This is a genomic window from Diaminobutyricimonas aerilata (assembly GCF_002797715.1).
Taxonomy (GTDB): Bacteria; Actinomycetota; Actinomycetes; order Actinomycetales; family Microbacteriaceae; genus Diaminobutyricimonas; species Diaminobutyricimonas aerilata.
In genome coordinates this window covers 810,514-834,716 of the sequence record NZ_PGFF01000001.1, presented here as the reverse complement: position 1 = coordinate 834,716, position 24,203 = coordinate 810,514, and the positions used below count along the sequence as shown (strand labels likewise).

24 protein-coding genes are annotated in these 24,203 nt (G+C 71.4%); 9 read left to right on the top strand and 15 right to left on the bottom strand.

Features of this window, described 5'->3' with window-relative positions:
• The first annotated feature begins 23 nt into the window (after positions 1 to 23).
• On the top strand, positions 24 to 497 hold the full coding sequence (gene bcp, locus CLV46_RS04050; RefSeq protein WP_100365886.1) for a thioredoxin-dependent thiol peroxidase: 474 nt from the start codon (positions 24 to 26) through the stop codon (positions 495 to 497).
• 18 nt (positions 498 to 515) lie between these two features.
• On the opposite strand, the gene CLV46_RS04045 is transcribed toward bcp, so the two are convergent.
• On the bottom strand, positions 516 to 908 hold the full coding sequence (locus tag CLV46_RS04045) for a hypothetical protein (RefSeq protein WP_100363587.1): 393 nt from the start codon (positions 906 to 908) through the stop codon (positions 516 to 518).
• Positions 909 to 1,089: 181 nt separating this feature from the next.
• Between CLV46_RS04045 and CLV46_RS04040 the strand changes: the two genes are divergently transcribed.
• On the top strand, positions 1,090 to 1,338 hold the full coding sequence (locus tag CLV46_RS04040) for a WhiB family transcriptional regulator (protein WP_100363586.1): 249 nt from the start codon (positions 1,090 to 1,092) through the stop codon (positions 1,336 to 1,338).
• 64 nt (positions 1,339 to 1,402) lie between these two features.
• Here CLV46_RS04040 and CLV46_RS04035 read toward each other — a convergent pair whose 3' ends face one another.
• The 4 genes from CLV46_RS04035 to CLV46_RS04020 all read right to left on the bottom strand — a co-directional run bounded on the left by CLV46_RS04035 (position 1,403) and on the right by CLV46_RS04020 (position 5,489).
• Entirely contained in the window at positions 1,403 to 2,914 is a 1,512-nt protein-coding gene (locus tag CLV46_RS04035; protein ID WP_100363585.1) for a sensor histidine kinase, read from the bottom strand.
• 24 nt (positions 2,915 to 2,938) lie between these two features.
• Positions 2,939 to 3,556 (bottom strand): LON peptidase substrate-binding domain-containing protein, encoded by a 618-nt coding sequence (locus CLV46_RS04030; protein ID WP_100363584.1) that lies wholly within the window; start codon positions 3,554 to 3,556, stop codon positions 2,939 to 2,941.
• A gap of 62 nt (positions 3,557 to 3,618) precedes the next feature.
• Positions 3,619 to 4,848, bottom strand: coding sequence for a CpaE/TadZ family protein (locus CLV46_RS04025; protein ID WP_245866492.1), 1,230 nt, complete (start codon positions 4,846 to 4,848; stop codon positions 3,619 to 3,621).
• On the bottom strand, positions 4,845 to 5,489 hold the full coding sequence (locus tag CLV46_RS04020; RefSeq protein ID WP_157802215.1) for a hypothetical protein: 645 nt from the start codon (positions 5,487 to 5,489) through the stop codon (positions 4,845 to 4,847). The genes CLV46_RS04025 and CLV46_RS04020 overlap by 4 nt, the downstream gene beginning before the upstream one ends.
• 122 nt (positions 5,490 to 5,611) lie before the next feature.
• On the opposite strand from CLV46_RS04020, the gene CLV46_RS04015 reads away from it, so the two are divergent.
• Positions 5,612 to 5,881, top strand: coding sequence for a helix-turn-helix domain-containing protein (locus CLV46_RS04015; protein WP_100365884.1), 270 nt, complete (start codon positions 5,612 to 5,614; stop codon positions 5,879 to 5,881).
• Here the strand turns inward: CLV46_RS04015 and CLV46_RS04010 are convergent.
• Positions 5,857 to 6,450: a hypothetical protein gene (locus tag CLV46_RS04010; protein WP_100363582.1), complete on the bottom strand. Its 594-nt coding sequence runs from the start codon at positions 6,448 to 6,450 to the stop codon at positions 5,857 to 5,859. The two genes, CLV46_RS04015 and CLV46_RS04010, sit on opposite strands and share 25 nt — an antisense overlap.
• 146 nt (positions 6,451 to 6,596) lie before the next feature.
• Between CLV46_RS04010 and CLV46_RS04005 the strand changes: the two genes are divergently transcribed.
• On the top strand, positions 6,597 to 7,067 hold the full coding sequence (locus CLV46_RS04005) for an Rv3235 family protein (protein WP_245866490.1): 471 nt from the start codon (positions 6,597 to 6,599) through the stop codon (positions 7,065 to 7,067).
• 82 nt (positions 7,068 to 7,149) lie between these two features.
• Here the strand turns inward: CLV46_RS04005 and secA are convergent, their stop codons facing one another.
• The 6 genes from secA to mtrA form a co-directional block, all read right to left on the bottom strand.
• Positions 7,150 to 9,996, bottom strand: a complete 2,847-nt coding sequence (gene secA / locus CLV46_RS04000) for a preprotein translocase subunit SecA (RefSeq protein WP_100363581.1) — start codon at positions 9,994 to 9,996, stop codon at positions 7,150 to 7,152.
• Positions 9,997 to 10,112: 116 nt separating this feature from the next.
• Positions 10,113 to 10,787 carry a ribosome hibernation-promoting factor, HPF/YfiA family gene (hpf, locus tag CLV46_RS03995; RefSeq protein WP_100363580.1) on the bottom strand — a complete coding sequence of 225 codons (675 nt, stop codon included), beginning with the start codon at positions 10,785 to 10,787 and terminating at the stop codon, positions 10,113 to 10,115.
• 64 nt (positions 10,788 to 10,851) lie between these two features.
• Positions 10,852 to 11,562 carry a ComF family protein gene (locus CLV46_RS03990; protein ID WP_157802214.1) on the bottom strand — a complete coding sequence of 237 codons (711 nt, stop codon included), beginning with the start codon at positions 11,560 to 11,562 and terminating at the stop codon, positions 10,852 to 10,854.
• A 60-nt stretch (positions 11,563 to 11,622) separates the two neighbouring features.
• The gene (locus tag CLV46_RS03985; protein ID WP_100363578.1) at positions 11,623 to 13,293 is read right to left on the bottom strand and encodes an LpqB family beta-propeller domain-containing protein; all 1,671 of its coding nucleotides are present in this window, start codon (positions 13,291 to 13,293) and stop codon (positions 11,623 to 11,625) included.
• The gene (gene mtrB, locus CLV46_RS03980; RefSeq protein ID WP_100363577.1) at positions 13,286 to 14,881 is read right to left on the bottom strand and encodes an MtrAB system histidine kinase MtrB; all 1,596 of its coding nucleotides are present in this window, start codon (positions 14,879 to 14,881) and stop codon (positions 13,286 to 13,288) included. The genes CLV46_RS03985 and mtrB overlap by 8 nt, the downstream gene beginning before the upstream one ends.
• A gap of 12 nt (positions 14,882 to 14,893) precedes the next feature.
• Positions 14,894 to 15,574, bottom strand: coding sequence for an MtrAB system response regulator MtrA (gene mtrA, locus CLV46_RS03975; RefSeq protein ID WP_100363576.1), 681 nt, complete (start codon positions 15,572 to 15,574; stop codon positions 14,894 to 14,896).
• Positions 15,575 to 15,717: 143 nt separating this feature from the next.
• Between mtrA and CLV46_RS03970 the strand changes: the two genes are divergently transcribed.
• The 5 genes from CLV46_RS03970 to CLV46_RS03950 are packed head-to-tail and all read left to right on the top strand — an operon-like array spanning position 15,718 to position 21,011.
• Positions 15,718 to 16,908, top strand: a complete 1,191-nt coding sequence (locus CLV46_RS03970; protein ID WP_245866489.1) for a hypothetical protein — start codon at positions 15,718 to 15,720, stop codon at positions 16,906 to 16,908.
• Positions 16,905 to 17,555 carry a DUF4129 domain-containing protein gene (locus tag CLV46_RS03965; protein ID WP_100363575.1) on the top strand — a complete coding sequence of 217 codons (651 nt, stop codon included), beginning with the start codon at positions 16,905 to 16,907 and terminating at the stop codon, positions 17,553 to 17,555. The genes CLV46_RS03970 and CLV46_RS03965 overlap by 4 nt, the downstream gene beginning before the upstream one ends.
• Positions 17,552 to 18,739, top strand: coding sequence for a DUF4350 domain-containing protein (locus CLV46_RS03960; protein ID WP_157802213.1), 1,188 nt, complete (start codon positions 17,552 to 17,554; stop codon positions 18,737 to 18,739). The genes CLV46_RS03965 and CLV46_RS03960 overlap by 4 nt, the downstream gene beginning before the upstream one ends.
• Positions 18,740 to 18,743: 4 nt before the next feature.
• Positions 18,744 to 19,700, top strand: a complete 957-nt coding sequence (locus CLV46_RS03955) for an AAA family ATPase (protein ID WP_100363574.1) — start codon at positions 18,744 to 18,746, stop codon at positions 19,698 to 19,700.
• A complete protein-coding gene (locus tag CLV46_RS03950) occupies positions 19,701 to 21,011 on the top strand; it encodes a DUF58 domain-containing protein (RefSeq protein WP_100363573.1) in 1,311 nt (436 codons plus the stop codon).
• A gap of 151 nt (positions 21,012 to 21,162) precedes the next feature.
• Here CLV46_RS03950 and CLV46_RS03945 read toward each other — a convergent pair whose 3' ends face one another.
• From CLV46_RS03945 to CLV46_RS03935, 3 genes are read right to left on the bottom strand one after another with little or no spacing between them, the layout of a single operon-like run.
• Positions 21,163 to 22,674, bottom strand: a complete 1,512-nt coding sequence (locus CLV46_RS03945; RefSeq protein ID WP_100363572.1) for a catalase — start codon at positions 22,672 to 22,674, stop codon at positions 21,163 to 21,165.
• Complete coding sequence (locus tag CLV46_RS03940) at positions 22,671 to 23,138, bottom strand: Fur family transcriptional regulator (RefSeq protein ID WP_100363571.1); 468 nt, start codon at positions 23,136 to 23,138, stop codon at positions 22,671 to 22,673. Before CLV46_RS03940 ends, CLV46_RS03945 begins: the two co-directional genes overlap by 4 nt.
• A 60-nt stretch (positions 23,139 to 23,198) precedes the next feature.
• Complete coding sequence (locus tag CLV46_RS03935; RefSeq protein ID WP_100363570.1) at positions 23,199 to 24,194, bottom strand: stage II sporulation protein M; 996 nt, start codon at positions 24,192 to 24,194, stop codon at positions 23,199 to 23,201.
• Positions 24,195 to 24,203 lie beyond the last annotated feature (9 nt).

Sequence of the window (24,203 nt, the reverse complement as noted above, 5' to 3'; positions counted from 1 at the left end):
GATCCCTCGCGAAGGAGACCGCCGTGACCGACCGCCTCACCGCCGGCAGCCCCGCCCCCGACTTCACCCTCGCCGACGAGAACGGCGATCAGGTCGCGCTCTCCGACCTGCGCGGCGAGAAGGTCATCGTGTACTTCTACCCGGCGGCGAGCACGCCCGGGTGCACCAAGGAGGCGTGCGACTTCCGCGACAGCCTCAACTCGCTCAAGTCGGCGGGCTACCGGGTGCTCGGCGTCTCGAAGGACGAGACGGCGGCGCTACAGAAGTTCCGCGACGAGCAGCAGCTGAACTTCCCCCTGCTGAGCGACCCGGACCTCGCCGTGCATCGCGCCTACGGGGCGTGGGGCGAGAAGTCGCTCTACGGCAAGACGGTCACCGGCTCCATCCGCTCGACCTTCGTCATCGACGAGCAGGGTGCGATCACGCTCCCCCTCTACAACGTGAAGGCGACCGGTCACGTGGCGTCGCTGCGGAAGAAGCTCGGGCTCGACGCCTGACCCTCCGCGCAGACCGGCTCAGGCCTCGCGTCGGGTGCTCGCGAGCACTCCGGGGGTGAAAAGCAGCACGAGCACGATCACCGCCGGGATCGCGAGCGCCCAGCCGATGTCGGGACGCGGCGCCGGCCCCTGGAAGCTGCCGACGGCGACGGCGAGCTGCAGCACCTGCCAGACGAGCGCGCCGCCGCGGATCCACGGTCGGCGCCGCCACGTCGCGGCCGCGAGCACCGCGAGCCAGACCGCGGCGAGAGCCGCGAGCACGACGAGCGCGACGGCGCTCACGACGGACGCGGCGGGCTCCGTCACGAGCTCATACAGCAGGAACACAGCTGCGGAGGCCACTACGGCCGCCTCGGCGATCAGCAGGATCACCAGCGTGATCAGGGTCTTCGGTCGTGCGCGTCCGCTCACAGCTCAATCCCATACAAACCTATTGATTTCGGTGTAGTGGTGTGCGAGCCTATCCGAGGTTGATTTGCAGCTCACGGCGCGGTGAGCGAGTCCCGACTCTTTCTCTCACCCGAACCGGTCTCAGGACCGACGGCCGTGCCTGCATTCCTGGCGCGCCCGAGTACCACAAAGGAGCACCACCATGGATTGGCGTGACAAGGCCGCCTGTCTGACCGCAGACCCCGAGCTCTTCTTCCCCGTCGGCAACACCGGCCCGGCGGTCGACCAGATCGAGAAGGCCAAATCGGTCTGTGCCCGCTGCACGGTCACCGAGACCTGCCTGCAGTACGCCCTCGAGACCAACCAGGACTACGGCGTGTGGGGCGGCCTGAGCGAAGACGAGCGTCGCGCGCTCAAGCGTCGCGCCGCCCGCGCCCGCCGCGCTTCTTGACCCCATCCGGGCCCGAGCGTTCTCGCTCGCGACCCGTTCCCCGGCCGGCGACGCCGGCCCCGGTTCACCGTGAACGATCGCGCGCCGCGCGGCTGAGATAGAGCAGCGGCACGTCGATCGTGACCTCGGTGCCCTCGCCCTCGAGGGTGTGCCAGTCGATCGTGCCCCCCAGCTCACCCTGGATCAGCGTCCGCACGATCTGCGTGCCGAGCCCCGATCCGACCTTGCCCTCGGGCAGGCCCACGCCGTTGTCGCGCACCTTCACCGACAGCGCCTCGTCGTTGCGCCGCGCCACGATCTCGACCTCGCCGTCGCGACCCTCGAGTCCGTGCTCGACGGCGTTCGTGACGAGCTCCGTGAGGGCGAGCGCGAGCGGTGTCGCATATTCGCTCGGCAGCACGCCGAAGCTCCCCGTCGACTTGGGGTGCACCGTCGTGTTGTGACTCGCGGCGACCTCCGCGATGAGCAGCAGCACCCGGTCGAACACCGCGTCGAAGTCCACGTTCTGGTTGAGCCCCTCCGAGAGGGTGTCGTGCACGACGGCGATCGCCGCGACGCGGCGCATCGCCTGCGTGAGCGCCTCGCGCGCGACGTCGGAGTGCACCCGCCGCGCCTGGATGCGCAGCAGCGACGCGACCGTCTGCAGATTGTTCTTCACCCGGTGGTGAATCTCGCGGATCGTCGCGTCCTTGGTGAGCAGCTCGCGCTCCTGGTGCCGCACCTCGGTGACGTCGCGGCAGAGCACGATCGCGCCCACCCGCTCGCCGCGCACGCGGATCGGGATGGCCCGCAGCGTCACGGTCACCCCGCGCGCCTCGATGTCGGTGCGCCACGGCGCGCGGCCGGTCACGACGAGCGGCAGCGACTCGTCGACGGTCATCTTGCCGGTGATGAGGTTCGTCGTCACCTCGGCGAGCGACTCGCCCTCGAGCTCGCCGGCGAAGCCCATCCGGTTGAACGCCGACAACCCGTTCGGGCTCGCGAACGTCACGATGCCGTCGACGTCGAGCCGGATGAGGCCGTCCGAGGCGCGCGGCGCCCCGCGGCGCGGACCGCTCGGAGCCCCGAGGTCGGGGAAGTCGCCGGTCGCGATCATCTGGAACAGGTCGTTGGCGCACTCGTTGAAGGTGAGCTCCTGACGGCTCGGCGTGCGCGCCTCAGACAGGTTCGTGTGCCGGGTGATCACGGCGATCGGGAACTCCGTCGTGGCGGCGCCGCTCGGCGCCAGTCGGCGCATCACCGGGACGGCCCGAACCCGGGTCGGCGTCTCCTCGTACCAGGCGGGCGCCGAGGTGTCGACGATCCGCACCGATTCGAACGCCTCGGTCACCTGCGCGCGCCACTCCGGCTTCACCTGCTGCCCGACGAAGTCGCGGTAGAACAAGGTGGCGGAACTCGACGGGCGGGCATGGGCGACCGCGACGAAGCCGCCCTCGGCCGTCGGCACCCACAACACGATGTCGGCGAAGGCGAGATCGGCGAGCAGCTGCCAGTCCCCGACGAGCAGGTGCAGCCATTCGACGTCGGCCTCGGTGGATCGTCCCTGCGCGAGCACGAGGTCGGAGAGCGTCGACATGCCCCTTAGCGTAAACCGCCGGGATCAGTCCTCCCGCCACCCGGAAGAGTACGCCGTCGTGATGCCGTCGGCGGTCTCGGCGAGGTCGGTCAGCAGTTCCCGGATGCTCGTGGCGAGCAGCAGCCGCTGCTGGTCCAACGGACCGAGCGGCGCCACCCCGGCGAGCTGCCACGCCCGCTCCGCCGGGTCCTCGGCGAGCACGACGTCGGAGGGGAAGCGCTGTTCGGTGAACTCGCTCGACACCGCGAGCGCCCGACGCACGGTGCGTTCGGCGGTCTCGAGCAGAGCCCGGTCCTCCTCCTGCCACGGCAGTTCGGGAAGCATCCGCACGTCGGCGCGCGGATACGGGTCCTCATCGAGCCAGCCGTTCACCTGGAACCGCGTCGTGCCGGTGGCGACGAGTTCGATCGTGCCGTCGCCCTCGCCGAGTTCGACGATGCGCGCGACGGTGCCGACGGTGAAACGGTGGTCGCCGCCGCCGACCTCCTGCCCACGTTCGATGAGCACCACGCCGAACGCGGGCGGCTGGTCCTGCAGCACCTCGGCGAGCATCACGAGGTAGCGGGGTTCGAAGATGCGCAGCGCGAGCGGCACGTTCGGCAGCAGCACCGAACCGAGCGGGAACACCGGCAGCTCAGTCATCCTCCGAGGCAACCACGATCGGCTGGATTCCGCCCGTGTTCCCGGCGAGCGCACACGTGCCCTCAGGACGCGCGGCGCCTCAGCATCCCGCGCGGCTGCGCGCGCAACTTCGACCGGCGGGCGGAGCGGGTGGCGAGTTCCGGCGGCAGCAGGTGGTTCTCGACGAAGCCGCGCAGCGCGAGCCGGGCGGGCGATCTCGGCGCGGCGTCGGCGAGGGTGCGACCAGTGAGGATCGCCGCATCCGCGCCGTTCTGATCGTGCGGCACGAGAGCGTCCGGGCGGATGCCGCCGAAACGCTGGAGGGTCTGCGTCACCTGGGACTGCGGGTCGAGACCGATCGCGCTCGCGCGCACCCGGTTCATCACGACCCGCACGCGATGCGTCGTCGCGGTCTCGAGAAGGTCGACGTGCGAGCGGAGGAAGCGGGAGAGCCCGACCGGATCCGCGGCACCGACGGCGACGACCTCGTCCGCCTCGCGCAGGGCGGCGATCGTCGCCGCGTTGCGGCGCGGGGCGGCGAGGTCGCTCGCGATCTCCTCGTCGTTCTCGAGGCTCGCCGCCGTGTCGAGCACGACGTCGTCGGCCCACTCCCGGCACCGGGCGATCGTGCGGGTCACCCGCTCGGCGGAGAGTTCCGGCCACCGGCTCGCGCGCCCGATGCCGGTGAGCACCCAGAAGCCGCCGAGGGGGCTCTCGTAGCGCTGCCCGATGCGTTCCAGCTCGGGGATGGTGAGACTGTCGGTGGAGGCCAGCCGGCACGCCGCCGCGAATCCGGGGGCCTCATCGAGCAGCCCGAGGGCCGGGGCGATCGACGCGCCGTGGGTGTCCACGTCGGCGAGCACGACCCGGCGGCCGGCGGCCGCCAGCTCGGCCGCGATGTCCACCGCGACGGTGGTACGGCCCGGGGAACCGGCCGGCCCCCACACGGCGATGACGCGCCCCGCGGTCGGCACCGGCGGAGCCGGCGTGCTCAGCCGCACCGGGATGGCGACCGCGTCATCCGGCACCGTCTCGAAGATGCCGAGCGAGGCCGCATACCGACGCTGCACGTCGCTGCCGACGACCGCGACGAGGCGGGTGCCGGCCGCATCGCACGCCGCGAGCAGGTGCGCGTCGAGGTAGCGCGGCTCCGCTGAGACGAGCGCCGCATCCGGGCGTTCGGCGGCGACGATGCCCGCGAGACCGTTCGCATCGGAGGCGTGACCGGCATCGAGGTGCGCGTGGCGCCGCGCCACCTCGCGGAACCAGTCGAGCTGCGGTGCGGGAAGGGCGAACGCGACGCGCACGGTCACTCCCCCAGTTCGAGTCCGACGGGGACGAGCGAGAGCACGTCGCCGGCGGCGACCGCCTCGATGACCCGCGCGAGCCGCCCCGTCGGCACGAGCACCTCGACCTGCACCGCCTCGTCGTCGACCACGAGCCCGTCCGTCTCGACGATCCGGGCGACCGTGGCGCCGGAGACGAGCACGCTCGGCGCCTCGACCCGGCCGTCCTCGCTCTCGCGGGCGACCCACACGTCCACGGCACGCCCCTCCCGCACCCCCTCCGCGAGCGCGCCGCCGAGCGGCAGGACGACCGCGGCGAGGCGGCCGGAGTCGGCGCGACCGACGGCGCTGAGCGGGACGAGCTCGCCGGCGCCGACCGCCCTCGTGACCACCGCGCCGGAGGACGGCAGGGCGCTCGCCAGCAGGTAGTGCGACTCCGCGTCGTCGATCCGTGCCTCGACCGCGACGAGGTCGCCCGCGTCGATCTCGTCGCCGGGCGCGAGCGCCTCACGGGCCGCGTAGACGGGCACGGAGGTGTCGGCGGCGCCCAGCAGTGCCACGACCCCGGCCACCGACACCGCGACGAGTGCCAGCCCGATGAGCAGCCGCGGGTCCACCGAGAGGCGTCGGCGCGGCGCGCGGGCAGGCTCCCCGGATGGTGCGGTCATGGTGCTCCCCTCGCTCGGTCGTGCCCATGGTGCGTCGCGCCGCAGCGCGCCGCCGCGAGTTATCCACATCGCGGTCGCCCGCATCCGGGCCCGCCCATAATCGACGCATGACCGAGAACGGGATGTCGTCGGTGAGCCGATTCCTCACCCTCGCCGACACGGCGGAGGTGCTGAACATCTCGGTCAGTCAGGCCTACGGTCTCGTGCGGTCAGGGGAACTACCCGCCATCAAGGTCGGTGGCGCCGGGCACTGGCGCATCGAACGCACGGTGCTCGAGTCGTACATCGAGGCGATGTACGAGCAGTCCCGCCGGGCGAGCTTGTGGAACCAGTCCGACTACGCGAACCTGCCGGAGCTGTCGGGCGGTCAGATCCACACCAACAAGAGCTGATCGAACGCGACGATGCGGTACCCCTGCACGGCGGACTCGCGGCGCGGCTCCGCCGGGTCATGCAGGGCGAGGTCGACGTGATCGCGGCCGACGCGGTCGATCGTGCCGCGGAGCGTCGCCCCCGGCAGCGCGACGGCGACCGCGGCGCGACGCCGGCACAGGTCGCGCAACACGAACGGCAGCCCGAGCCGCGCCGAGAGGGCGCTCGCCGGCTCGTCGGCAGCCCCCGCGACGAGCGTGTCGGGGATCTGCGCCCGCGTCAGGGTGAGCGTGCGCACGGCGGCCAACGGCAGGACGCCGGCCGCGCGGTGCACCCCTTCGGTGCGCACGTCGACCGCCATCCAGTCGCGGCCGAACGCCGTCGGCACCGCGTCGAGCACCGTGCCGTCCCTCAGTTCCACGCGCACGGGATCGCCCGGGCGCGTGCGGTGCAGGGCGATGAGTCGTTCGCGCACGGTGAGCCGGCTCAACCGCAAGCGCTCCTCCTCGGCGGCGACGTCGAGCTGCTCCGCCCCGAGCTCCTGCTCGAGCTGGCTCTCGAGGTCGTCGAAGAGGTTGTTCCAGCGCATGCGGGCACCGTAGCCGCGCGAACCTGGCGCCGAGCCGGTTCTCCACAACCCCGGAACGGGGGCATGGACTTCCGATGCGATCTTTGCTTGAGTATCGGCACCCCCGTTCGGGGGTCGACAGGATCGTCCGTGATGGTGGGTAAGCGATGAAGCCAGTGGTGGGCCTCGGCTCGTATTCGACGAGGTCGGCGGCGACCGCCACGGCGGCGAAGCCCCGGCCCATTCGAGGACACGAAGCCGACGACTTCTTCGGACACCAGCCCACCTCATCGGAGCAGTTGCCCGATCCCGCGGTGCTGCTCGAGAACCTCACGCGCAGCGTCATCGAGATCCTCGCCGGCGCGCGAGACCTCGAGCAGATCTCGCGATGGGTCACGGACGACGTGTACCGGCACCTGCTCAAGCGGGTGGTGCTGTCCTCGCGCGCTCGCCAGGCCCGAGGTCAGGCGCCCGTGCGGCCCACGTTCACGATCGGTTCGACGACCGTCTGCGCCCCGCGGGACGGTGTCGTCGAGGCGGTCGTCATCGTCATGGGCCGCGCACGCACCCGCGCCGTCGCGATCCGCCTCGAAGGCATGGATCGGCGCTGGCGCGCCACCGCCATCAACGTGCTCTGACCTGTACGCGACCGAGCGGCCGTGTGGAACGGCGAAGGCCCGTGCCGTCGTGCGGCACGGGCCTTCGTCGGAGTGAGGCGGCTCAGCGCCCCTTCGTCTTCTTGTCCTGCGCGCGACGCTGGGCACGGTTGTTCGCCACCGCGTCGTCACCCGAACGCTGGCCGAACGCGCCGCGCTCGGCGGTCGCGGCGGGAGCCCGACCCGCGCCCTGCTGCGGCTGGCGCGCCGCGGGCGGAGCCGCCTGCGGCGACTGGCCGGCGCGCGCCTGCGCGGCGGCGCGCTGGGCGCGCTGCGTACCTGCGGTCTCGAGCCGGCCGCGCTGGTCGCGCACCTCGACGTCGCCGTCGGCGCTCGGCGCGGAATAGCTGAGCCGCTCCGAGGGGGCCTGCGTGCCGCCGAGACCCTTCGCCGCGACGCGAGCGGTGCCTGCGCCGCCCGTGACCTCGACCTCGAGGTTGAACAGGAATCCGATGGTCTCCTCGCGGATCTGCCCCATCATCGTCTGGAACAGCGCGTAACCCTCACGCTGGTACTCGACGAGCGGGTCGCGCTGCGCCATGGCCCGCAGGCCGATGCCGTCCTTGAGGTAGTCCATCTCGTAGAGGTGGTCGCGCCAGCGGCGGTCGATGACCGACAGCACGACGCGCCGCTCGAGCTCGCGCATCGCCTCTTCGCCGAGGCTCTCTTCGCGCTTGGTGTAGGCCACCTGCGCATCCGAGACGAGTTCCTGCGCGAGGAAGGCGCTCGTGAGACGACCTCCGGCCTCGCTGAGCACCTCGTCGATCGTGATCGACACGGGGAACAGGGTGCGCAGTTCGGTCCACAGCGCCTCGAGGTCCCAGTCGTCGCTCTGACCCTCGGAGGTGTGCGTCTCGACGACCTCGGTGACGACGTCGACGAGGAAGCGCTGCACGCGGTCCTGCAGGTCGTCGCCTTCGAGGATGCGGCGGCGGTCGCTGTAGATCGCCTCGCGCTGGCGATTGAGCACGTCGTCGTACTTGAGCACGTTCTTGCGGATCTCGGCGTTGCGCGCCTCGACCTGCGACTGAGCCGAGCGGATGGCGCGGCTCACGACCTTCGACTCGATCGCCAGGTCGTCGGGCACGTTCGAGCGGCCCATGAGCGCCTCGGCGGCGCCGGCGTTGAACAGGCGCATGAGGTCGTCCTGCAGCGACAGGTAGAAGCGGCTCTCACCCGGGTCGCCCTGACGGCCCGAACGACCGCGCAGCTGGTTGTCGATGCGCCGCGACTCGTGCCGTTCGGTGCCGAGCACGTAGAGGCCTCCGGTCGCGATGACCTCTTCGGCCTCGCGGTCGACATCCTTCTTCACCTGCTCGTAGACGCCGTCCCACTCCTTCTCGTACTCCTCCGGAGTGTCGTTCGGGTTGAGACCACGCGCGTTCATCTGCGCCACGGCGAGGAACTCGGCGTTGCCGCCGAGCATGATGTCGGTGCCACGACCGGCCATGTTCGTCGCGACGGTGACGGCACCGAGACGTCCCGCCTGCGCGATGATCGCCGCCTCACGGGCGTGGTTCTTCGCGTTGAGCACCTCGTGCTTGACGCCGCGCTTGGCGAGCATCCGCGACAGGTGCTCGCTCTTCTCGACGCTCGTCGTGCCGACCAGCACAGGCTGCTTCTTCGCGTGCCGCTCGACGATGTCCTCGACGACCTGCTGGAACTTCGACTGCTCGTCCTTGTAGACCAGGTCGGACTGGTCGATGCGCAGCATCTTCTTGTTGGTCGGGATGGGCACGACGCCGAGCTTGTAGGTCGACATGAACTCGGCCGCCTCGGTCTCGGCGGTACCGGTCATGCCCGAGAGCTTGTTGTAGAGCCGGAAGTAGTTCTGCAGCGTGATGGTCGCGAGGGTCTGGTTCTCGGCCTTGACCGCCACGCCCTCCTTCGCCTCGATCGCCTGGTGGATACCCTCGTTGTAGCGGCGTCCGACCAGGATGCGGCCGGTGTGCTCGTCGACGATGAGCACCTCGCCGTTCATGACGACGTAGTCCTTGTCCTTCTTGAACAGGGCGCGCGCCTTGATCGAGTTGTTGAGGAACGAGATGAGCGGGGTGTTCGCGGACTCGTACAGGTTGTCGATGCCGAGGTAGTCCTCGACCTTCTCGATGCCGGGCTCGAGCACGCCGACGGTGCGCTTCTTCTCGTCGACCTCGTAGTCCTCGCCCTCGACGAGCCGCTTGGCCACGTTCGCGAACTCGGTGAACCAGCGGTTCGCCTCACCGGACGCGGGGCCGGAGATGATGAGCGGGGTGCGCGCCTCATCGATGAGGATCGAGTCGACCTCGTCGACGATCGCGTAGAAGTGGCCGCGCTGCACCATGTCCTGCGCCTGCCACGCCATGTTGTCGCGCAGGTAGTCGAAGCCGAACTCGTTGTTGGTGCCGTAGGTGATGTCGGCGGCGTACTGCTCGCGACGCACCTCGGGCGTCTGACCGGCGATGATGCAGCCGGTGGTCATGCCGAGGGCACGGTAGATGCGGCCCATGAGCTCGGACTGGTAGCTCGCGAGGTAGTCGTTGACCGTGATGACGTGCACGCCGCGCGAGGCGATCGCGTTGAGGTAGGCAGCGAGGGTCGCGACGAGCGTCTTGCCCTCACCGGTCTTCATCTCGGCGATGTTGCCGAGGTGGAGGGCCGCTCCACCCATGAGCTGCACGTCGAAGTGGCGCATGCCGAGGGTGCGCACGGAGGCCTCCCGCACGGCCGCGAAGGCCTCGGGCAGCAGATCGTCGAGCGACTCGCCGTTCGCGTAGCGCTCGCGCAGCTCGACCGTCTCGTGCCGCAACTCGTCGTCGGTGAGCTGCTTGAAGTCCTCTTCGAGGTGATTGACCGCTTCGGCGTAGGCCTTCAAGCGGCGGAGGGTGCGACCCTCACCGACGCGCAGTACCTTCTCGAGAACGTTAGCCACGGGTTACCTCATCACGTGCTCGGGGCGGCGGGGCTGGGCACCTCGCTCGCCGGGCGGCGGCCGCCCACGTGGAAAAACGCCGTACCGCCGCCCGACATGCTAGCAAGCCCCGATGATCATCTCCTGCGACGACGACCCTGATCGTCGTCGTCGGCCGGCTGCTCCTCGAGCGAGATCACGCCGTAGTCCCATCCCTTGCGGCGGTAGACGACGCTCGGACGGTCGGTCTCGCTGTCGACGAACAGGAAGAAGTCGTGTCCGACGAGCTCCATCCGGTCTACGGCGCTCTCGACGGTCATGTGCTCCGACGGGAACACCTTCCGGCGGATGACGACCGGGCTGTAGTCCTCCTGCTCCTCCTCGACCTGCACGGGGATGGCCCCGGTCGCGACCCGCTCGATCACGTCGACGCTCGCGGGCACGATGTCGGCGACCCGGAACTCGCCGTTCTGCGGCTGCCGGAGCGTCGGTGGGCGATGCTGCCCGTGATGCACCTTCTTGCGGTCTTTGGCCTGTCTCAGCCGCTCGACGAGTTTGTCCATCGCCAGATCGAACGCGACGTACTTGTCCGCTCCTTCCGCTTCGGCTCGCACGAGGGGTCCGGGGCAGATGACGGTCAGTTCGACCCGGTCGTCCCCCTTGAAGCCGCGGGACTCGGCGTGTCGGCTGGCACGGACCTCGAAGGCGATGGCCTTGTCGGCGAGGTTCGCGATCTTCTCGGACTTCTCGGTGGCGTAATCCTGGAATCGGTCGGTGATGTCGACGTTCCTGCCGGTGATGAACACGTCCATGACGGCCTCCTTCTGTCCGACGCGCCGCCTGGAACAGGCGGTGCCACGCGCCTTTCGGAGAAACCTAGCCCTCCCCGATGGCAAAGTCACGGGAAGCGACCGACCAGTCCCCTGAGTGTCGGAGAAGCCGCGGGGTGTAGGCGAGCGCGGCGGCGGCCACGACCTCACCCCCGGCGTCACGGATGGCACGGGCCGCGTCGGCGAGGGTCGAGCCGGTCGTCACGACGTCGTCGACGAGCACGAACCGGCGTCCCTCGAGCCGCTGTCGCGCCCGGAACCGGCCCGCCGCGTTCCGCTCGCGTTCCTCGACGTGCAGCGTCTTCTGCCGTGCCGCGCCGACCGGCGGTCGCAGTACTCGCGCGGGCCGCATCCCGGAGCGCCGCAACAGCATCCGCACCGGGTCGTAGCCGCGACGGCGGTACGCGCGCCGGCTCGAGGGCACCCAGGTGACCTCGGTCGTGGCGTCCGCCTCGGCGAGTGCCGCCCGCACCGCGGCGCGCAGCGCGATGGCGAGCGCCATGGCCACGTCGACCCGCTCGTGCTCCTTGAACGCGAGCACGACCTCGCGCACCACGCCCTGATAACGCAGCACGGTGATCAGCCGCGTGCCGTCGGGGAGGCTGCGCGGCGTCGCGACCGGGGCGAGCGCACGATGGCACGCGGCGCAAAGCGCTCGATCGGGTCGGCCGCAGCCCGCGCACTCCACGGGCATGAGGATCGACCAGGCGTCGAGCACAGCGTCGCGGATCGACTCGCGCAAGGGGCGGGGCGGCATCCGGCCATGCTCCCCGACGCGACGGCCGCCGCCGCACCATCCGACCCGTTCTGTGGAGAACTACTGCTGGGTGCCGAGCACGGAGGCGGCGCCGACGCTCTGCCACGACGATCCGCGCCTCTGCAGCACCTCGTCGCCGACGAGCACGAACAGGCCGCTCGCGCCGCCGTTGCCGCTCGCAACCCGCGTCGCCCCGGCGATGCCGCCGATGCGCGTACGCGGTCCGCCGATCGGGTAGAGCGTGAGCACTTCGCCGGACGCGGTGTCCGACAGGGCGGTCACCGACGTGCCGTCGGCCCACTCGGCGTCGATCGGCGTGCCGGGTTCGACCGGGAGCTGTTCCGGGATGCCGGACACGCCCACGGGCACTCCCTCGTCGCGCACGATGCCGACGACGGCGAGCTGCGGTCCGGCGTCGGTCGAGCAGTAGACGAGCAGCCGGGATCCGTCGCGCGAGACGTCGAGCGAGACGAGGCGCGCGTCCGGCGGGAGGCGCAGGTCGATCGGATGCTGGGTGCCGTCGGCGCCGGTGGCGCGCACGTCGGGCGGTCCGGTCGAGGTGGCACTCCAGACGAAGCCGAACGGGTCGATCGAGGGCGCGATCGCGGCGTCGCGGGCGTCGACGAGCAGCGGATCCTGTCCGGAGCGCACGAAATACACGCCGCCGGGAGCGCGCACGGCCGCGCCGTCCCGGCCGGGACCGAGGGTGACGGCGGTGGGCCCGAGTGCCCCGATCGCGCTGCCGAGCGCCCCGAGTCCCGTGACGGCCGACCCGGAGGCGAAGCCGACGTCGCCCTCACGGGCGATGAGCGGCGCCGGCTGCACGAGCGGTTGCGTGATGGCGGCTTGCGTCGCGTCGCTGGGAACCTGGATGGGGAACGCGTCGGCGGTCAGCACCACCGATCCGACTCCGAAGCCGGACCGCAGCGTGGCGAGCAGCTGCTGCCGCATCCGATCGCGCTGCTGTTCGGAGGTCGATGCGGCCTGCTCGCTCAGGTCGACGGTGGCGACGCCACCCTCGATCTCGACACCGCCCGCGATCGTCGTGCCGGCGGGGAACTCGTTGACGACGGCCCCTTCGAGCCAGGCCGGGGGCGCCTGGAGCTGCGCGGCGACGACCGCCGTCGCGACGTTCGCCCGGGAGGCGAACCACCGCAGCTCGGGCACGAGATAACGGAACGCGGGTTCGAAGTACCAGATCTCGTACGGGTCGAACACGGTCGTGAAGGTGTCCCGCGAGACGACGATGCCGTCGGGCGCCTCGTTGATGCGCCACTGGCCGTCGTCGTCCTGCGTCAACCGGAACACGCGCGTCGTCGACGACGCCGTGCGCTGCTCGCTGTACCGCCCGCTGTCGTCGACCGCCGCCGCGGTGGTGAAGGAGTACTCGACCGTCTCCTCGTCGGGCGACGTCGTGCCGCGGGCCTCCGAGCGGATGCTGACCCCGGCGTTCGGATTCCACTCGTCGCGGAAGTCGTCGGTGAGGAACAGCCGCGCGATCGCGTACCCGCCCTGCGGGCTGGCCCCGGCGCGGAGGAACCCGTTGACGATGTCCTCCGGTGTCGCATCCGGCTGCGGGCCGTTGGGCCGCAGGGCGAACTCCGGGGCGGTGTCGGCGTCGAACGGTTCGCCCTCGCTCACCGCTCCGCTCGTGGGCACCCCCGCGCAGCCGACGAGGGCGAACAACGCCGCGATCGCGAGCGCGGTCACGCCGCGCATCCGGCTAGTCATCGGACTCCCCCTCCGGCGGGTCGGGCGGCAAGGGCAACGGCGACGCGCGCAGCGTGTCGCCGACACGACGCGGCAGGGTGAGCCGGAAGCACGACCCCTCGCCTTCGCGTGACCACACCTCGAGCCACCCCTCGTGCAGCGTCGCGTCCTCGAGCGCGATGGCGAGCCCGAGACCCGTGCCGCCGGTGCTGCGCTGCCGCGACGGATCGGCGCGCCAGAAGCGGTCGAACACGCGCTTGACGGCGGTCTCGTCCATCCCGATGCCGTAGTCGCGCACGGCGAGTGCCACGGCGTGCTCGTCGCTGTCGACGTACACGAGGATCGGCCGGCCCTCACCGTGGTCGATCGCGTTGCCGAGCAGGTTCTGCAGGATGCGGCGCACGCGCCGGGCGTCGACCTCCGCCTCGAAGTAGCCGCCGGGCGCCTCGATGCGCAGCTCTGACCCCTTCTCGGACGCGAGCGGACGGACCGCCTCGACCGACTCCTCGACGAGCCGCACGAGGTTGGTCGGCTCCGTCTCGAGCTGCACCGCGCCGGCGTCGAACCGGCTCATCTCGAGCAGGTCGGCGAGCATCGAGTCGAAGCGGTCGATCTGCGTGTGCAGCAGTTCCGCCGTGCGGGCGGTCGCAGGCGGGAAGTCCTCCCGCTGGTCGTAGAGCACGTCCCCCGCGAGCCGGATCGTGGTGAGCGGAGTGCGCAGCTCGTGCGACACGTCGGAGACGAACCGCTGCTGCACCTGCGAGAGCGTCGCGAGCCGGGTGATCTGCCGCTGCAGGCTGTCGGCCATGCCGTTGAAGGAGCGGGCGAGGGTCGCCAGCACGTCGTCGCCCTTCACGGGGATGCGCTCCTGCAGCTGCCCCGCCGCGAGTTTCTGACTCGTCTCCGCGGCGACCTGCACGGGTCCGATCACGAGACGCACGACGACGTAGACGACGGCGCCGATGAGCAGCACGAGGGCGAGCCCGGCGAGCAGCAGCGTCTGGAGCACGAAGTCGAGCGTGCGCTGCGCGTCGCTGAGGTTGTAGACGGCGTAGAGCTCGTACCGTCCCGCCTGCGGGATGTCGAGCGGCGTCCCGACGGCGAGGCCTGGCGCCGTTCCGTCGCCTCCGGCCGAAAGCTCGACCGGTTGGGAGTACAGGCGCTGCTGATCGGCGTCGACGACCGCGTCCCGCAACTCGTCGCTGATCACCTCGTCGACCTGGAACCCGACGCTGAACGTGTCGAGCAGCGCCGGTTGACCGCCCTGCCCGGGCGCGCGCAGCAGCGCGACCGACGTGCCGCCCGTGGTCGCCGTCGCGCGGGACACCGCGTCGAGCACGTTGCGGCCCGCCGCCTCGAGCTCGGTCAACCCGCCCACCTCGACGGCGGAGTCGAACGTCGCCTGGGCCTGCACGGCCGCCGCCTCCGTCGCGTTGAGCAGCTGAGCGGTGCGCGAGTCGGTGATGTTGTTCGCGATGCTCACCGACATGTACGCGCCGACGGTGCCGATGGCGACCGCCGAGAGCAGCACCGTGATGACGACGGTGCGCAGCTGCAGCGACGAGCGCCACTGCCGCGTGAGCCGCCTCAGGTACCGACGCCAGTCCATCCGGGCACCCGGTCAGACCGAGGCGCCGGCCCGATAGCCCACGCCCCGCACGGTCATGACGATGCGGGGGTTGTCCGGATCCTCTTCGACCTTCGCCCGCAGACGCTGCACGTGCACGTTCACCAGCCGGGTGTCGGCCTTGTAGTGGTAGCCCCACACCTGCTCGAGCAGCATCTCGCGCGTGAACACCTGCTGCGGCTTCGAGGCGAGGGCGAGCAGCAGCTCGAACTCGAGCGGCGTGAGGTTGATCTTGGTGTCGCCACGACGAACCTCGTGACCCGCGACATCGAGCACGAGGTCGCCGATCTTCACGGTCTCGCTCACGGCCGCCGAGGTCGGGCGCAGCCGGGTGCGGATGCGCGCGACGAGCTCCTTCGGATTGAACGGCTTCACGACGTAGTCGTCGGCACCGCTCTCGAGCCCGCGCACGACGTCGACCGTGTCGCTCTTGGCGGTGAGCATGATGATCGGCACGCCGCTCTCCGCGCGGATCCGCCCGCACACCTCGATGCCGTCGATGCCGGGCAGCATGAGGTCGAGCAGCACGAGGTCCGGTCGCACGGTGTGGAAGTCCTCGAGCGCGGAGGTGCCGTCGGCGGAGAAGTGCGGCTCGTAGCCCTCACCGCGCAGCACGATGCCGAGCATCTCGGCGAGAGCGGTGTCGTCGTCGACGACCAGGATGCGGGGTGTCATGGTCTCCGGATCGGGCGGGAAGCAGGTGGCACCAGAGTAGCCGAGGAGGCGCGCCGTGCCGTGCCCCCTCACCGGGGGTTTCCCGGCGACGCGGGGGCCGGATGTGCCAGCATGAAGGGAAGCGTGCGCGCGAGGAGGAATCCGTGACCGACGATCAGCAGTGGCAGTCGCCGGGCGATCCGGCCCCGCAACCGAGCCCGTCGCCCTACGGGGCGTCGGTGCCGCCGCCCGGGCCGACCGCGCAACCCGGACCGGCGTACGGTGTCGCCGCTCCCGGCGCGCCCCAGCAGGGCTGGACCCCGCCGCCGCGCCCGGGCCTCATCCCCCTGCGGCCGCTCGGGTTCGGAACGCTCCTCGGAGCCCCGTTCCAGGTGCTGCGTCGCAACCCGCGTACGACGTTCGGCACGGCCCTGCTCGTGCAGGTGCTCGTGCTCCTCGTGGCCGGCGGTGTCGTCGGCGTCGTGTCGGTGCTCGCATTCGGCCGTGTCGCCGAGGCCTCGGCCGAGGACCGCGATGCGGTCGCCGCGGGCGCGGTGGCCACGGTCATCCTCTCCGCCCTCGTCCCCGTCGTGCTCGGGCTCATCGCGAGCGCACTGCTGCAGGGCGTGCTCGTGCTCGAGGTGGCGCGCGGCACGCTCGGCGAGAAGCTGCGCCTGCCCGGGCTCCTGCGCCTCGCCCGGGGTCGGATCGGCGCGCTCATCGGCTGGTCGCTGCTCGTGACGCTCGCCGTCGTCATCGCGATCGGGATCGTCGCGGGGCTCGTCGCGGTGCTCGTGATCACGGTGGGCGAAGCCGGGATCGTGCTCGGGGTGCTCGTCGGCATCCTCGGATTCCTCGCCCTCGTCGCGCTCGGATTCTGGCTCGGCACCAAGCTCTCGCTCGTGCCGAGCGTGCTCATGATCGAACGTCTCCCCCTCGGCGCCGCGATCCGCCGCTCCTGGTGGCTCACCACCGGGTACGCCCCGTTCTGGAAGACGCTCGGCACCCAGCTGCTCGTCTCCGTGATCATCAGCACCGCCGCCCAGGTCGTCACCTTCCCTGTCTCACTGCTCGGCGGCTTCGGCGGTGCCCTGCTGTTCCCGAACGGCGCGGACCCGGACGACCCGTCCGGGTCGATCGGCGTGCTGCTCGCGCTCAACATCCTCGTGATCCTCGTCAGCCTCGTGCTCGGCGCGATCGGCGCCGTCGTGCAGACCGCGGTCACGGCGCTGCTGTACCTCGACCTGCGGATGCGCAAGGAGGGCTTCGACCTCGACCTCGTGCGCTACGTCGAGGCGCGGCAGGCGGGGCACGACGTGCCCGACCCCTACGCGTCGCCGGCCGCCGCAGGATGACCGGCGCGTTCGACGTCCCGGTCGATCCGGACGCCCCGGAGGCCCGCGAGTGGATCCTGCGCGAGCTCGCCGGCCCCGAGTACGAGGCCGCGCGACCGACGCTGTTCGACCGCATCTCGCAGGCCATATGGGAGTGGTTCACGTCGCTCCGTTTCGGCGGGGTCGACGGACCGCCGGTGCTCCCGCTCATCGTGGTCGGCGCGCTCGTGCTGGTCGCCCTGCTGCTCGCCTTCCTCATCTACGGCCTGCCGCGGGTGAACCGCCGCAGCAGGGCCGACCTCGACCTGTTCGGTGTCGACGACGAGCGCGACGCGGCCACCATCCGGCGGGCGGCGGCGGATGCGGCGGCCCGCGAGGACTGGACGCTCGCCTCGGTCGAGGGGTTCCGCGCCCTTGCTCGGGGCCTCGCCGAGCGCACCCTCGTGACCGTGAGCCCCGGCACGACGGCCCACGGTTTCGCGGATCGCGCCGCCGGTGCCTTTCCGGATGCCGCCGACGAGTTGCGCTGGTCGGCCGACCTGTTCGACGCCGTCCGGTACCTCGGCCGTGCGGGCGACCGCGCGGGCTACGAACGTGTGAGCGCGCTCGACGCCCGATTGAGCGCCGCGCGGCCCGTGCTGCCGGAGCCGACGGGGGCTCCCGCGTGAGCGCACCCGAGGTGCTGACGCCGCGCGTCCGCACCACCGCCCGGCGATCGCTGTTCTGGGTCGGCGCGCTCCTGCTCATCCTCGTCGTCGCGGCGGTCGCGATCTCGCGCAGCGGGCTGCAACAGGAAGCGGTGCGGCTCGACCCGTCGAGTCCTGCCCCCGAGGGCGCCCGCGCGGTCGTCGAGGTGCTCCGCGATCAGGGCGTCGACGTCGAGCTGACCCGCGACCTCGACGGCACGCTCGACCGCACGACCGGGGCGACCGTGCTGCTCCACGACCGCGACGGCATCCTCGACTCCGAGCGACGCGAACGTCTCGCCGATTCCGCCGAGCGGCTCGTGCTACTCGAGCCGGGCGTGGACGAGCTCGAGGATGTCGTGCCCGCCGTGGCGAACGCGGGCTCCGCGTCGACGGACCGGTTCGACGCGGACTGCGCCGTACCCGCCGTCGGGCGGGCGGGCGAGGTCGCCGCGGACGGCGAGGCGTACCGCGTGATCGATGACTCCGCGGCCGCCACGGGTTGCCTCGCGGGCGACGACGACACCTTCTCGCTCGTGACCGTCGAGGCCGACGGCCGCGAGGTCGTGGTGTTCGGGCTCGGCGACGCGCTGACCAACGAGGTCGTGGGCCGGGCCGGCAACGCGGCGCTCGCGCTCAACCTGCTCGGCACCGACGAGCGGCTCGTCTGGTACGTCCCGTCGACCGCCGACCTCGACACCGCCTCCCTCCCCACCCTCGGGCAGCTGACCCCGTCGTGGGTGACGCCGACCGTCGCGCTGCTGTTCATCACGGCGCTCGCCGGCGCCGTGTGGCGCGGTCGACGCTTCGGACCGCTCGTGGTGGAGAACCTGCCCGTCGCCGTGCGGGCCGGGGAGACGATGGAGGGTCGGGCCCGGCTCTACGAACGCAACGCGGCCCGCCTGCGCGCCCTCGACGCACTGCGCGTGGGCACCGTCACCCGCCTCGCGAACACCCTCGGCCTGTCGCGTTCCGCCTCCGTCGAGGAGGTCGTGATCGCGACCGCCGAACTCCTCGCCCGGCCGCACCCCGACATCCGGGCCCTGTTGCTCGAGAGCGAACCGGTCACCGACGGCGAGCTCGTCGCCCTCTCGGACCGCCTGCTCGTGCTCGAACGCGAGGTCGCCGAGCGCCTCGATCCCCGATCCACCACCCAGGGAGAATGAACGCATGACCGACAACGACCTCCGGCAGGCCATCGGCCAGGTGCGTAGCGAGGTGGGCAAGGCCGTCGTGGGACAGGATGGCGCCGTCACCGGCCTCATCATCGCCCTGCTCGCCGGCGGGCACGTGCTGCTCGAAGGGGTGCCCGGCGTCGCCAAGACGCTGCTCGTGCGCACCCTCAGCCACACGCTCCGGCTGCAGACGACGCGCGTGCAGTTCACGCCCGACCTCATGCCCGGGGACGTGACCGGGTCGACGGTCTACGACCCGCGCAGCGGCAGCTTCGAGTTCCGCGAGGGGCCGGTGTTCACCAACATCCTGCTCGCCGACGAGATCAACCGCACGCCCCCGAAGACGCAATCGGCGCTGCTCGAGGCGATGGAGGAGCGTCAGGTGTCGGCCGACGGCGAGACACGGCCGCTGCCCGTGCCGTTCCTCGTCGCGGCGACGCAGAACCCGATCGAGTACGAGGGCACCTACACGCTGCCGGAGGCGCAACTCGACCGGTTCCTGCTCAAGCTCGTGCTCGACCTCCCCGCGCGCGAGACCGAGGTCGAGGTGCTCGCCCGGCACGCCACCGGATTCAACCCCCGCGACCTCGCCGGCGCCGGCGTCTCCCCCGTGCTCGACGCCGCCCAGCTCGCGGACGCGCAAGCCGCCGTGCGCCGGGTGACCGCCGGTGCGGACGTGCTCGGCTACGCGGTCGACCTCGTGCGCGCCACCCGCTCGAGCCCGTCGGTGCGGCTCGGCGTGAGCCCCCGCGGAGCGACCGCGCTGCTCGCCGCCTCGAAGGCGTGGGCATGGCTGCAGGGGTTCGACGCGATCACCCCCGACCACGTGCAGGCGATGGTGCTGCCGGTCATGCGGCACCGCATCCAGCTGCGACCCGAGGCCGAACTCGAGGGCGTCTCGGCCGACGCGATCCTGCGCTCCATCGTCCAGCAGGTGCAGGTGCCGATCTAGGTGGCGATCTCCGGCTGGTTCGTCGCGCTCGTCGCGGCCGGCGTCGTGCCGACCGTGCTGCTCGACGCGCCCTGGTTCCCGGCGGCGTGGCTCGGAGTGCTCGCCCTGCTGCTCGCCGTCGACCTCGCGTTCGCCGGGTCGCCGCGGCTGCTGCGATTCGAACGGGAGCTGCCGTCGCGGATGCGGTTGGGCGAGACCGCGTCGTCGGTGCTCCGCGTCTCGAACACCGGCCGGCGCCGCGTGCGCGGCATCCTGCGTGACGCGTGGACGCCATCGGCGGGGATCGGCCGGTCCCGAATGCCGCTCGACCTCCCGCCCGGCGAGCGCCGTGCGCTCACGACGACGCTGACACCGTTCCGCCGCGGTGAACGGCGGGCCGCGCACGTGACGGTGCGGTCGTTCGGTCCGCTGCGTCTCGCCGCCCGGCAGGCGACGATCGCCGTGCCCGGCGCGGTGCGGGTGCTGCCCCCGTTCGCGTCGCGACGGCACCTGCCCTCGCGTCTGGCGCGCCTTCGCGAGCTCGACGGGCGCACGAGCGTGATGATCCGCGGGCAGGGCACCGAGTTCGACAGTCTGCGCGAGTACGTACGCGGCGACGATGTGCGATCGATCGACTGGCGGGCGACCGCCCGCCGAGCCGACGGGGTCGGCACGCAGAAGCTCATGGTGCGCACCTGGCGCCCGGAGCGGGACCGGCGGGTCGTGCTCGTCGTCGACTCCGGTCGCACGTCGGCGGCCCGCATCGCCGACGAACCGCGCCTGGACACCGCGTTCGAGGCGAGCCTGCTGCTCGCGGCGCTCGCCACCCGTGCGGGAGACCGCGTCGATCTCGTCGTCTACGACCGGCGGGTGCGCGGTCGGGTGCAAGGCGCGACCGGCGCGGAACTGCTCTCCCGGATGGTCGACGTGATGGCGCCGATCGAGCCCGAACTGATCGAGCCCGACTGGGCGGCCGTGCCCACCCTCGTGCGCGGCGTCACCGCCCACCGCTCCCTCGTGGTGCTGCTCACCTCGATCGACGCACCCGGCGCATCCCGCAGTCTGCTCGCTGCGGTCCCGCAGCTCACGCGGACCCACCAGGTCGTCGTCGCCTCACCCACCGACCCGGCCGTGATCGACGCCACGAACGACCGCGGCGACCGCCACGCGGTGTACCGGGCGGCCGCCGCGGAGCGCGCCCTGCTCGATCGTGAGCGCGTCGCCGCCTCACTGCGCCGCCTGGGCGCGGAGGTCGTGACGGGCGCCCCGCAGGACCTGCCGCCCGCTCTCGCCGACCGCTACCTCGCCCTCAAGGCGGCCGGGCGCCTCTGACGACCCGATCCGTTTTCCGTCAGTAGACGCCCTCATGCCACCGCGATGAGGGCGACTACTGACGGAAAACCGACCGCGCCACCCGCCGGCCCCGACCGACTGCACGGGAACGGCCCCGCCCTCCGAGGAGGACGAGGCCGCTGCGGGCGACTCAGCGCGAGACGGGCGCGGGCACCTGCGACTGCGGCGCAGGCAGGAACGTCTCGGCGGGCTCGAGGATGGGCGGCAGGCCCGCCTCCACCCGCGCACCGAGCGTCTCGTCGACGTTGCGCCAGTACTGCACGACGCGTTCCCGCAGCTCCGGGATGGTGACCTTCGACACGTGACCCACGATGTTGGCGACGAGGCGGTCACGCGCCGCGTCGTCGAGCACCTCGTTCACGAGGGTGCGCGGCTGCACGAAGTCGTCGTCCTCGGGGTGGAGCGTCGCCGCGGAGCGCACGAGCTCCCCGTCGTTGTGCCACCCCTCGACGATCCCGTGCGCCTGCGGGTCGGCGTGCGGACCGCCGAACGAGTTCGGCGCGTACACCGGCACGTTCGGGGCGTTGAAGCTGTACCGCCCGGCGCCGTCCTTCGAGTAGGAGTGCACCTCGTTCTTCGGGGCGTTCACCGGCAGCTGCGCGTGGTTGGTGCCCACGCGGTAGCGGTGCGCGTCGGCGTAGCTGAAGATGCGCGCCTGCAGCATCTTGTCGGGGCTCGCCGCGATGCCCGGCACGAAGTTCGACGGCGCGAAGGTGGCCTGCTCGATCTGCGCGAAGTAGTTCTCCGGGTTGCGGTCGAGCGTCATCCGGCCGACGGGGATGAGCGGGTAGTCGCCCTTCGGCCACACCTTGGTGAGGTCGAACGGGTTGAAGCGGTACGTCTTCGCGTCCTCGTAGGGCATGACCTGCACCGAGAGGTCCCAGCTCGGGTGGTCGCCGCGCTCGATCGCGGTGTACAGGTCGCGGATGTGGAAGTCCGCGTCCTCGCCGGCGATGCGGTCGGCCTCCGCCTGGGTCAGGATGTCGTGGCCCTGGTTGGTGCGGAAGTGGTACTTCACCCAGAAGCGCTCTCCGGCGGCGTTGATCCACTGGTAGGTGTGCGAGCCGAACCCGTCCATGGTGCGCCACGAGCGGGGAAGTCCGCGGTCGCCCATGAGCCAGGTGACCTGGTGGGCGCTCTCCGGCTGCAGCGTCCAGAAGTCCCACTGCATGTTGTGGTCGCGCAGGTTGCTGCCGGGCAGGCGCTTCTGCGAGCGGATGAAGTCGGGGAACTTGATCCCGTCCTTGATGAAGAACACGGGGGTGTTGTTGCCGACGAGGTCGTAGTTGCCCTCGCTCGTGTAGAACTTCACGGCGAACCCGCGCGGGTCGCGCCAGGTGTCGGGGCTGCCCTGCTCGCCGGCGACCGACGAGAAGCGCACGAGCACCTCGGTCTCGACACCGGGCTGGAAGAGCGCCGCGCGGGTGTAGGCACTCACGTCGCCGGTGGTCTCGAACCGGCCGAACGCCCCGCCGCCCTTCGCGTGCACGACGCGCTCCGGCACGCGCTCGCGGTTGAACTGCGCGAGCTTCTCCACCAGGTAGTGGTCGGTCAGCACGATGGCGCCGTCGGCGCCCACGCTCTGCGAGTGCTGGTCGCTCGCGACGGGGGCTCCGCTGTTGGTCGTCGTGGGGTCGGTCACGAATCTCCTCGTTGTGTCGGTGTTGCTCCACCGCGGTCCGCGGTGGCTGCCGGGGTCGACGCGCACGCGGCGCAGCGCCCCCAGAAGATCACTTCGGCGACATCGATCACGTAGCCCGCCGCATCCGAGGGATGCAGGCAGGGCGCGTGACCGACGACGCAGTCGACGTCGGTGATGGCACCGCACCCGGTGCACACGACGTGGTGGTGGTTGTCGCCCACGCGCCGCTCGTACCGAGCGGCGGACCGGGCGGGTTCGATGCGGCGGACGAGTCCGGCGCGGGTGAGGTCGGCGAGCACGTTGTGCACCGACTGCACCGAGATGCCGCGCACCTCGTCGACGACGGCGGCGAGCACCTCTTCGGCGTCGGAGTGCGGGTGCGACTCGAGCGCGCGCAGCACCGCGACGCGACCGGCCGTGACCTTGAGTCCGCCGGCGCGTAGTTCGTCGACGAGCTCGGGCACGACCCGAGTCAAGCAGTCAATCGTGAACGGCTCAAAACAACACGCCGAACACGACGCGACTCATCCGGCGACGAGGCGCCGCGCGCCGCCCTCGAACTCCTCGAGGTCGCCGGTCTGACCGGCTCGATAGGCGCGCCCGCCCACGATCCACTGGTAGGCGAGGAACGCGCCGAGCGCGATCGTGCCGATGCCGATCTTGATCGGCCACGGCCAGTCCTGGCGGGTGACGTACCCCTCGATGACACCCGACACCAGCAGGGCGAGGGCGAGACCGATCGCGACGGTGAACAACGCGCGGCCGTCTTCGGCAAGCGCTTGCGAGCGGGTGCGGGCGCCCGGGGCGATCCACGCCCAGAAGATCATGAGCCCCGCCGCGGCCGCGACGAAGATGCAGTAGAGCTCGAGCTGTCCGTGCGGCGCGATGTAGAGGAAGAAGTGGTCCAGCCGCCCGTACTCCGCCATGATGCCCGCGGCCTGCCCCACTCCTTGCGCGTTCTGAAACAGCGCGTAGGGCACCCACAGTCCGGTGATGCCGAAGGCGACGCACTGCGCGGCGATCCAGGCGTTGTTCGTCCACACCTGACCCGCGAACGAGCCCTCCGGGTTGTCGGAGTAGTAGGAGACGAACTGCTGCTCGGCGTAGCTCCGCAGCTCCTCCTCCGACCCGATGTTCGCGAGCACCCGCGGATCGGTCGCGATCCACACGGCGTAGAGCGTGCCGACGACGAGCGTCGCGATCGCCGTCATGATCGAGAGCCAGCGGATGCGGTACAGCGCGGCCGGCAGCTGGAGCCCGTAGAACACGGTGAGCTGACGCAGCACGTTCGTGCCCGTGCCGGCGAACCGCAGGCGCGCCCGCGAGAGGGCGAGCGAGAGACGGTCCCCCTGCACCGAACTGCCCGCAGTCGTCTTGATCGCCGACAGCTGGGTCGCCCCCGCCTGGTAGAGGTCGATGAGCTCGTCCGCTTCGCGACCGGTGTGCCGTCGCGCGTGCGACAGGCGCGCCAGACGCTCCCACTCATCGCGGTGGGCGGCGGAATAGGCGTCGAGGTCCATCTGCTTAGA

What these genes read in the sequence shown, in the direction of transcription:
- CLV46_RS04040 (WP_100363586.1), top strand. Translation starts at nt 1,090, where the DNA reads ATGGATTGGCGTGACAAGGCCGCCTGTCTGACCGCAGACCCCGAGCTC.
- CLV46_RS04035 (WP_100363585.1), bottom strand. Translation starts at nt 2,914, where the DNA reads ATGTCGACGCTCTCCGACCTCGTGCTCGCGCAGGGACGATCCACCGAG.
- CLV46_RS04030 (WP_100363584.1), bottom strand. Translation starts at nt 3,556, where the DNA reads ATGACTGAGCTGCCGGTGTTCCCGCTCGGTTCGGTGCTGCTGCCGAAC.
- CLV46_RS04020 (WP_157802215.1), bottom strand. Translation starts at nt 5,489, where the DNA reads ATGACCGCACCATCCGGGGAGCCTGCCCGCGCGCCGCGCCGACGCCTC.
- CLV46_RS04015 (WP_100365884.1), top strand. Translation starts at nt 5,612, where the DNA reads ATGTCGTCGGTGAGCCGATTCCTCACCCTCGCCGACACGGCGGAGGTG.
- CLV46_RS04010 (WP_100363582.1), bottom strand. Translation starts at nt 6,450, where the DNA reads ATGCGCTGGAACAACCTCTTCGACGACCTCGAGAGCCAGCTCGAGCAG.
- CLV46_RS04005 (WP_245866490.1), top strand. Translation starts at nt 6,597, where the DNA reads ATGAAGCCAGTGGTGGGCCTCGGCTCGTATTCGACGAGGTCGGCGGCG.
- hpf (WP_100363580.1), bottom strand. Translation starts at nt 10,787, where the DNA reads ATGGACGTGTTCATCACCGGCAGGAACGTCGACATCACCGACCGATTC.
- CLV46_RS03990 (WP_157802214.1), bottom strand. Translation starts at nt 11,562, where the DNA reads ATGCCGCCCCGCCCCTTGCGCGAGTCGATCCGCGACGCTGTGCTCGAC.
- CLV46_RS03985 (WP_100363578.1), bottom strand. Translation starts at nt 13,293, where the DNA reads ATGACTAGCCGGATGCGCGGCGTGACCGCGCTCGCGATCGCGGCGTTG.
- mtrB (WP_100363577.1), bottom strand. Translation starts at nt 14,881, where the DNA reads ATGGACTGGCGTCGGTACCTGAGGCGGCTCACGCGGCAGTGGCGCTCG.
- mtrA (WP_100363576.1), bottom strand. Translation starts at nt 15,574, where the DNA reads ATGACACCCCGCATCCTGGTCGTCGACGACGACACCGCTCTCGCCGAG.
- CLV46_RS03965 (WP_100363575.1), top strand. Translation starts at nt 16,905, where the DNA reads ATGACCGGCGCGTTCGACGTCCCGGTCGATCCGGACGCCCCGGAGGCC.
- CLV46_RS03955 (WP_100363574.1), top strand. Translation starts at nt 18,744, where the DNA reads ATGACCGACAACGACCTCCGGCAGGCCATCGGCCAGGTGCGTAGCGAG.
- CLV46_RS03935 (WP_100363570.1), bottom strand. Translation starts at nt 24,194, where the DNA reads ATGGACCTCGACGCCTATTCCGCCGCCCACCGCGATGAGTGGGAGCGT.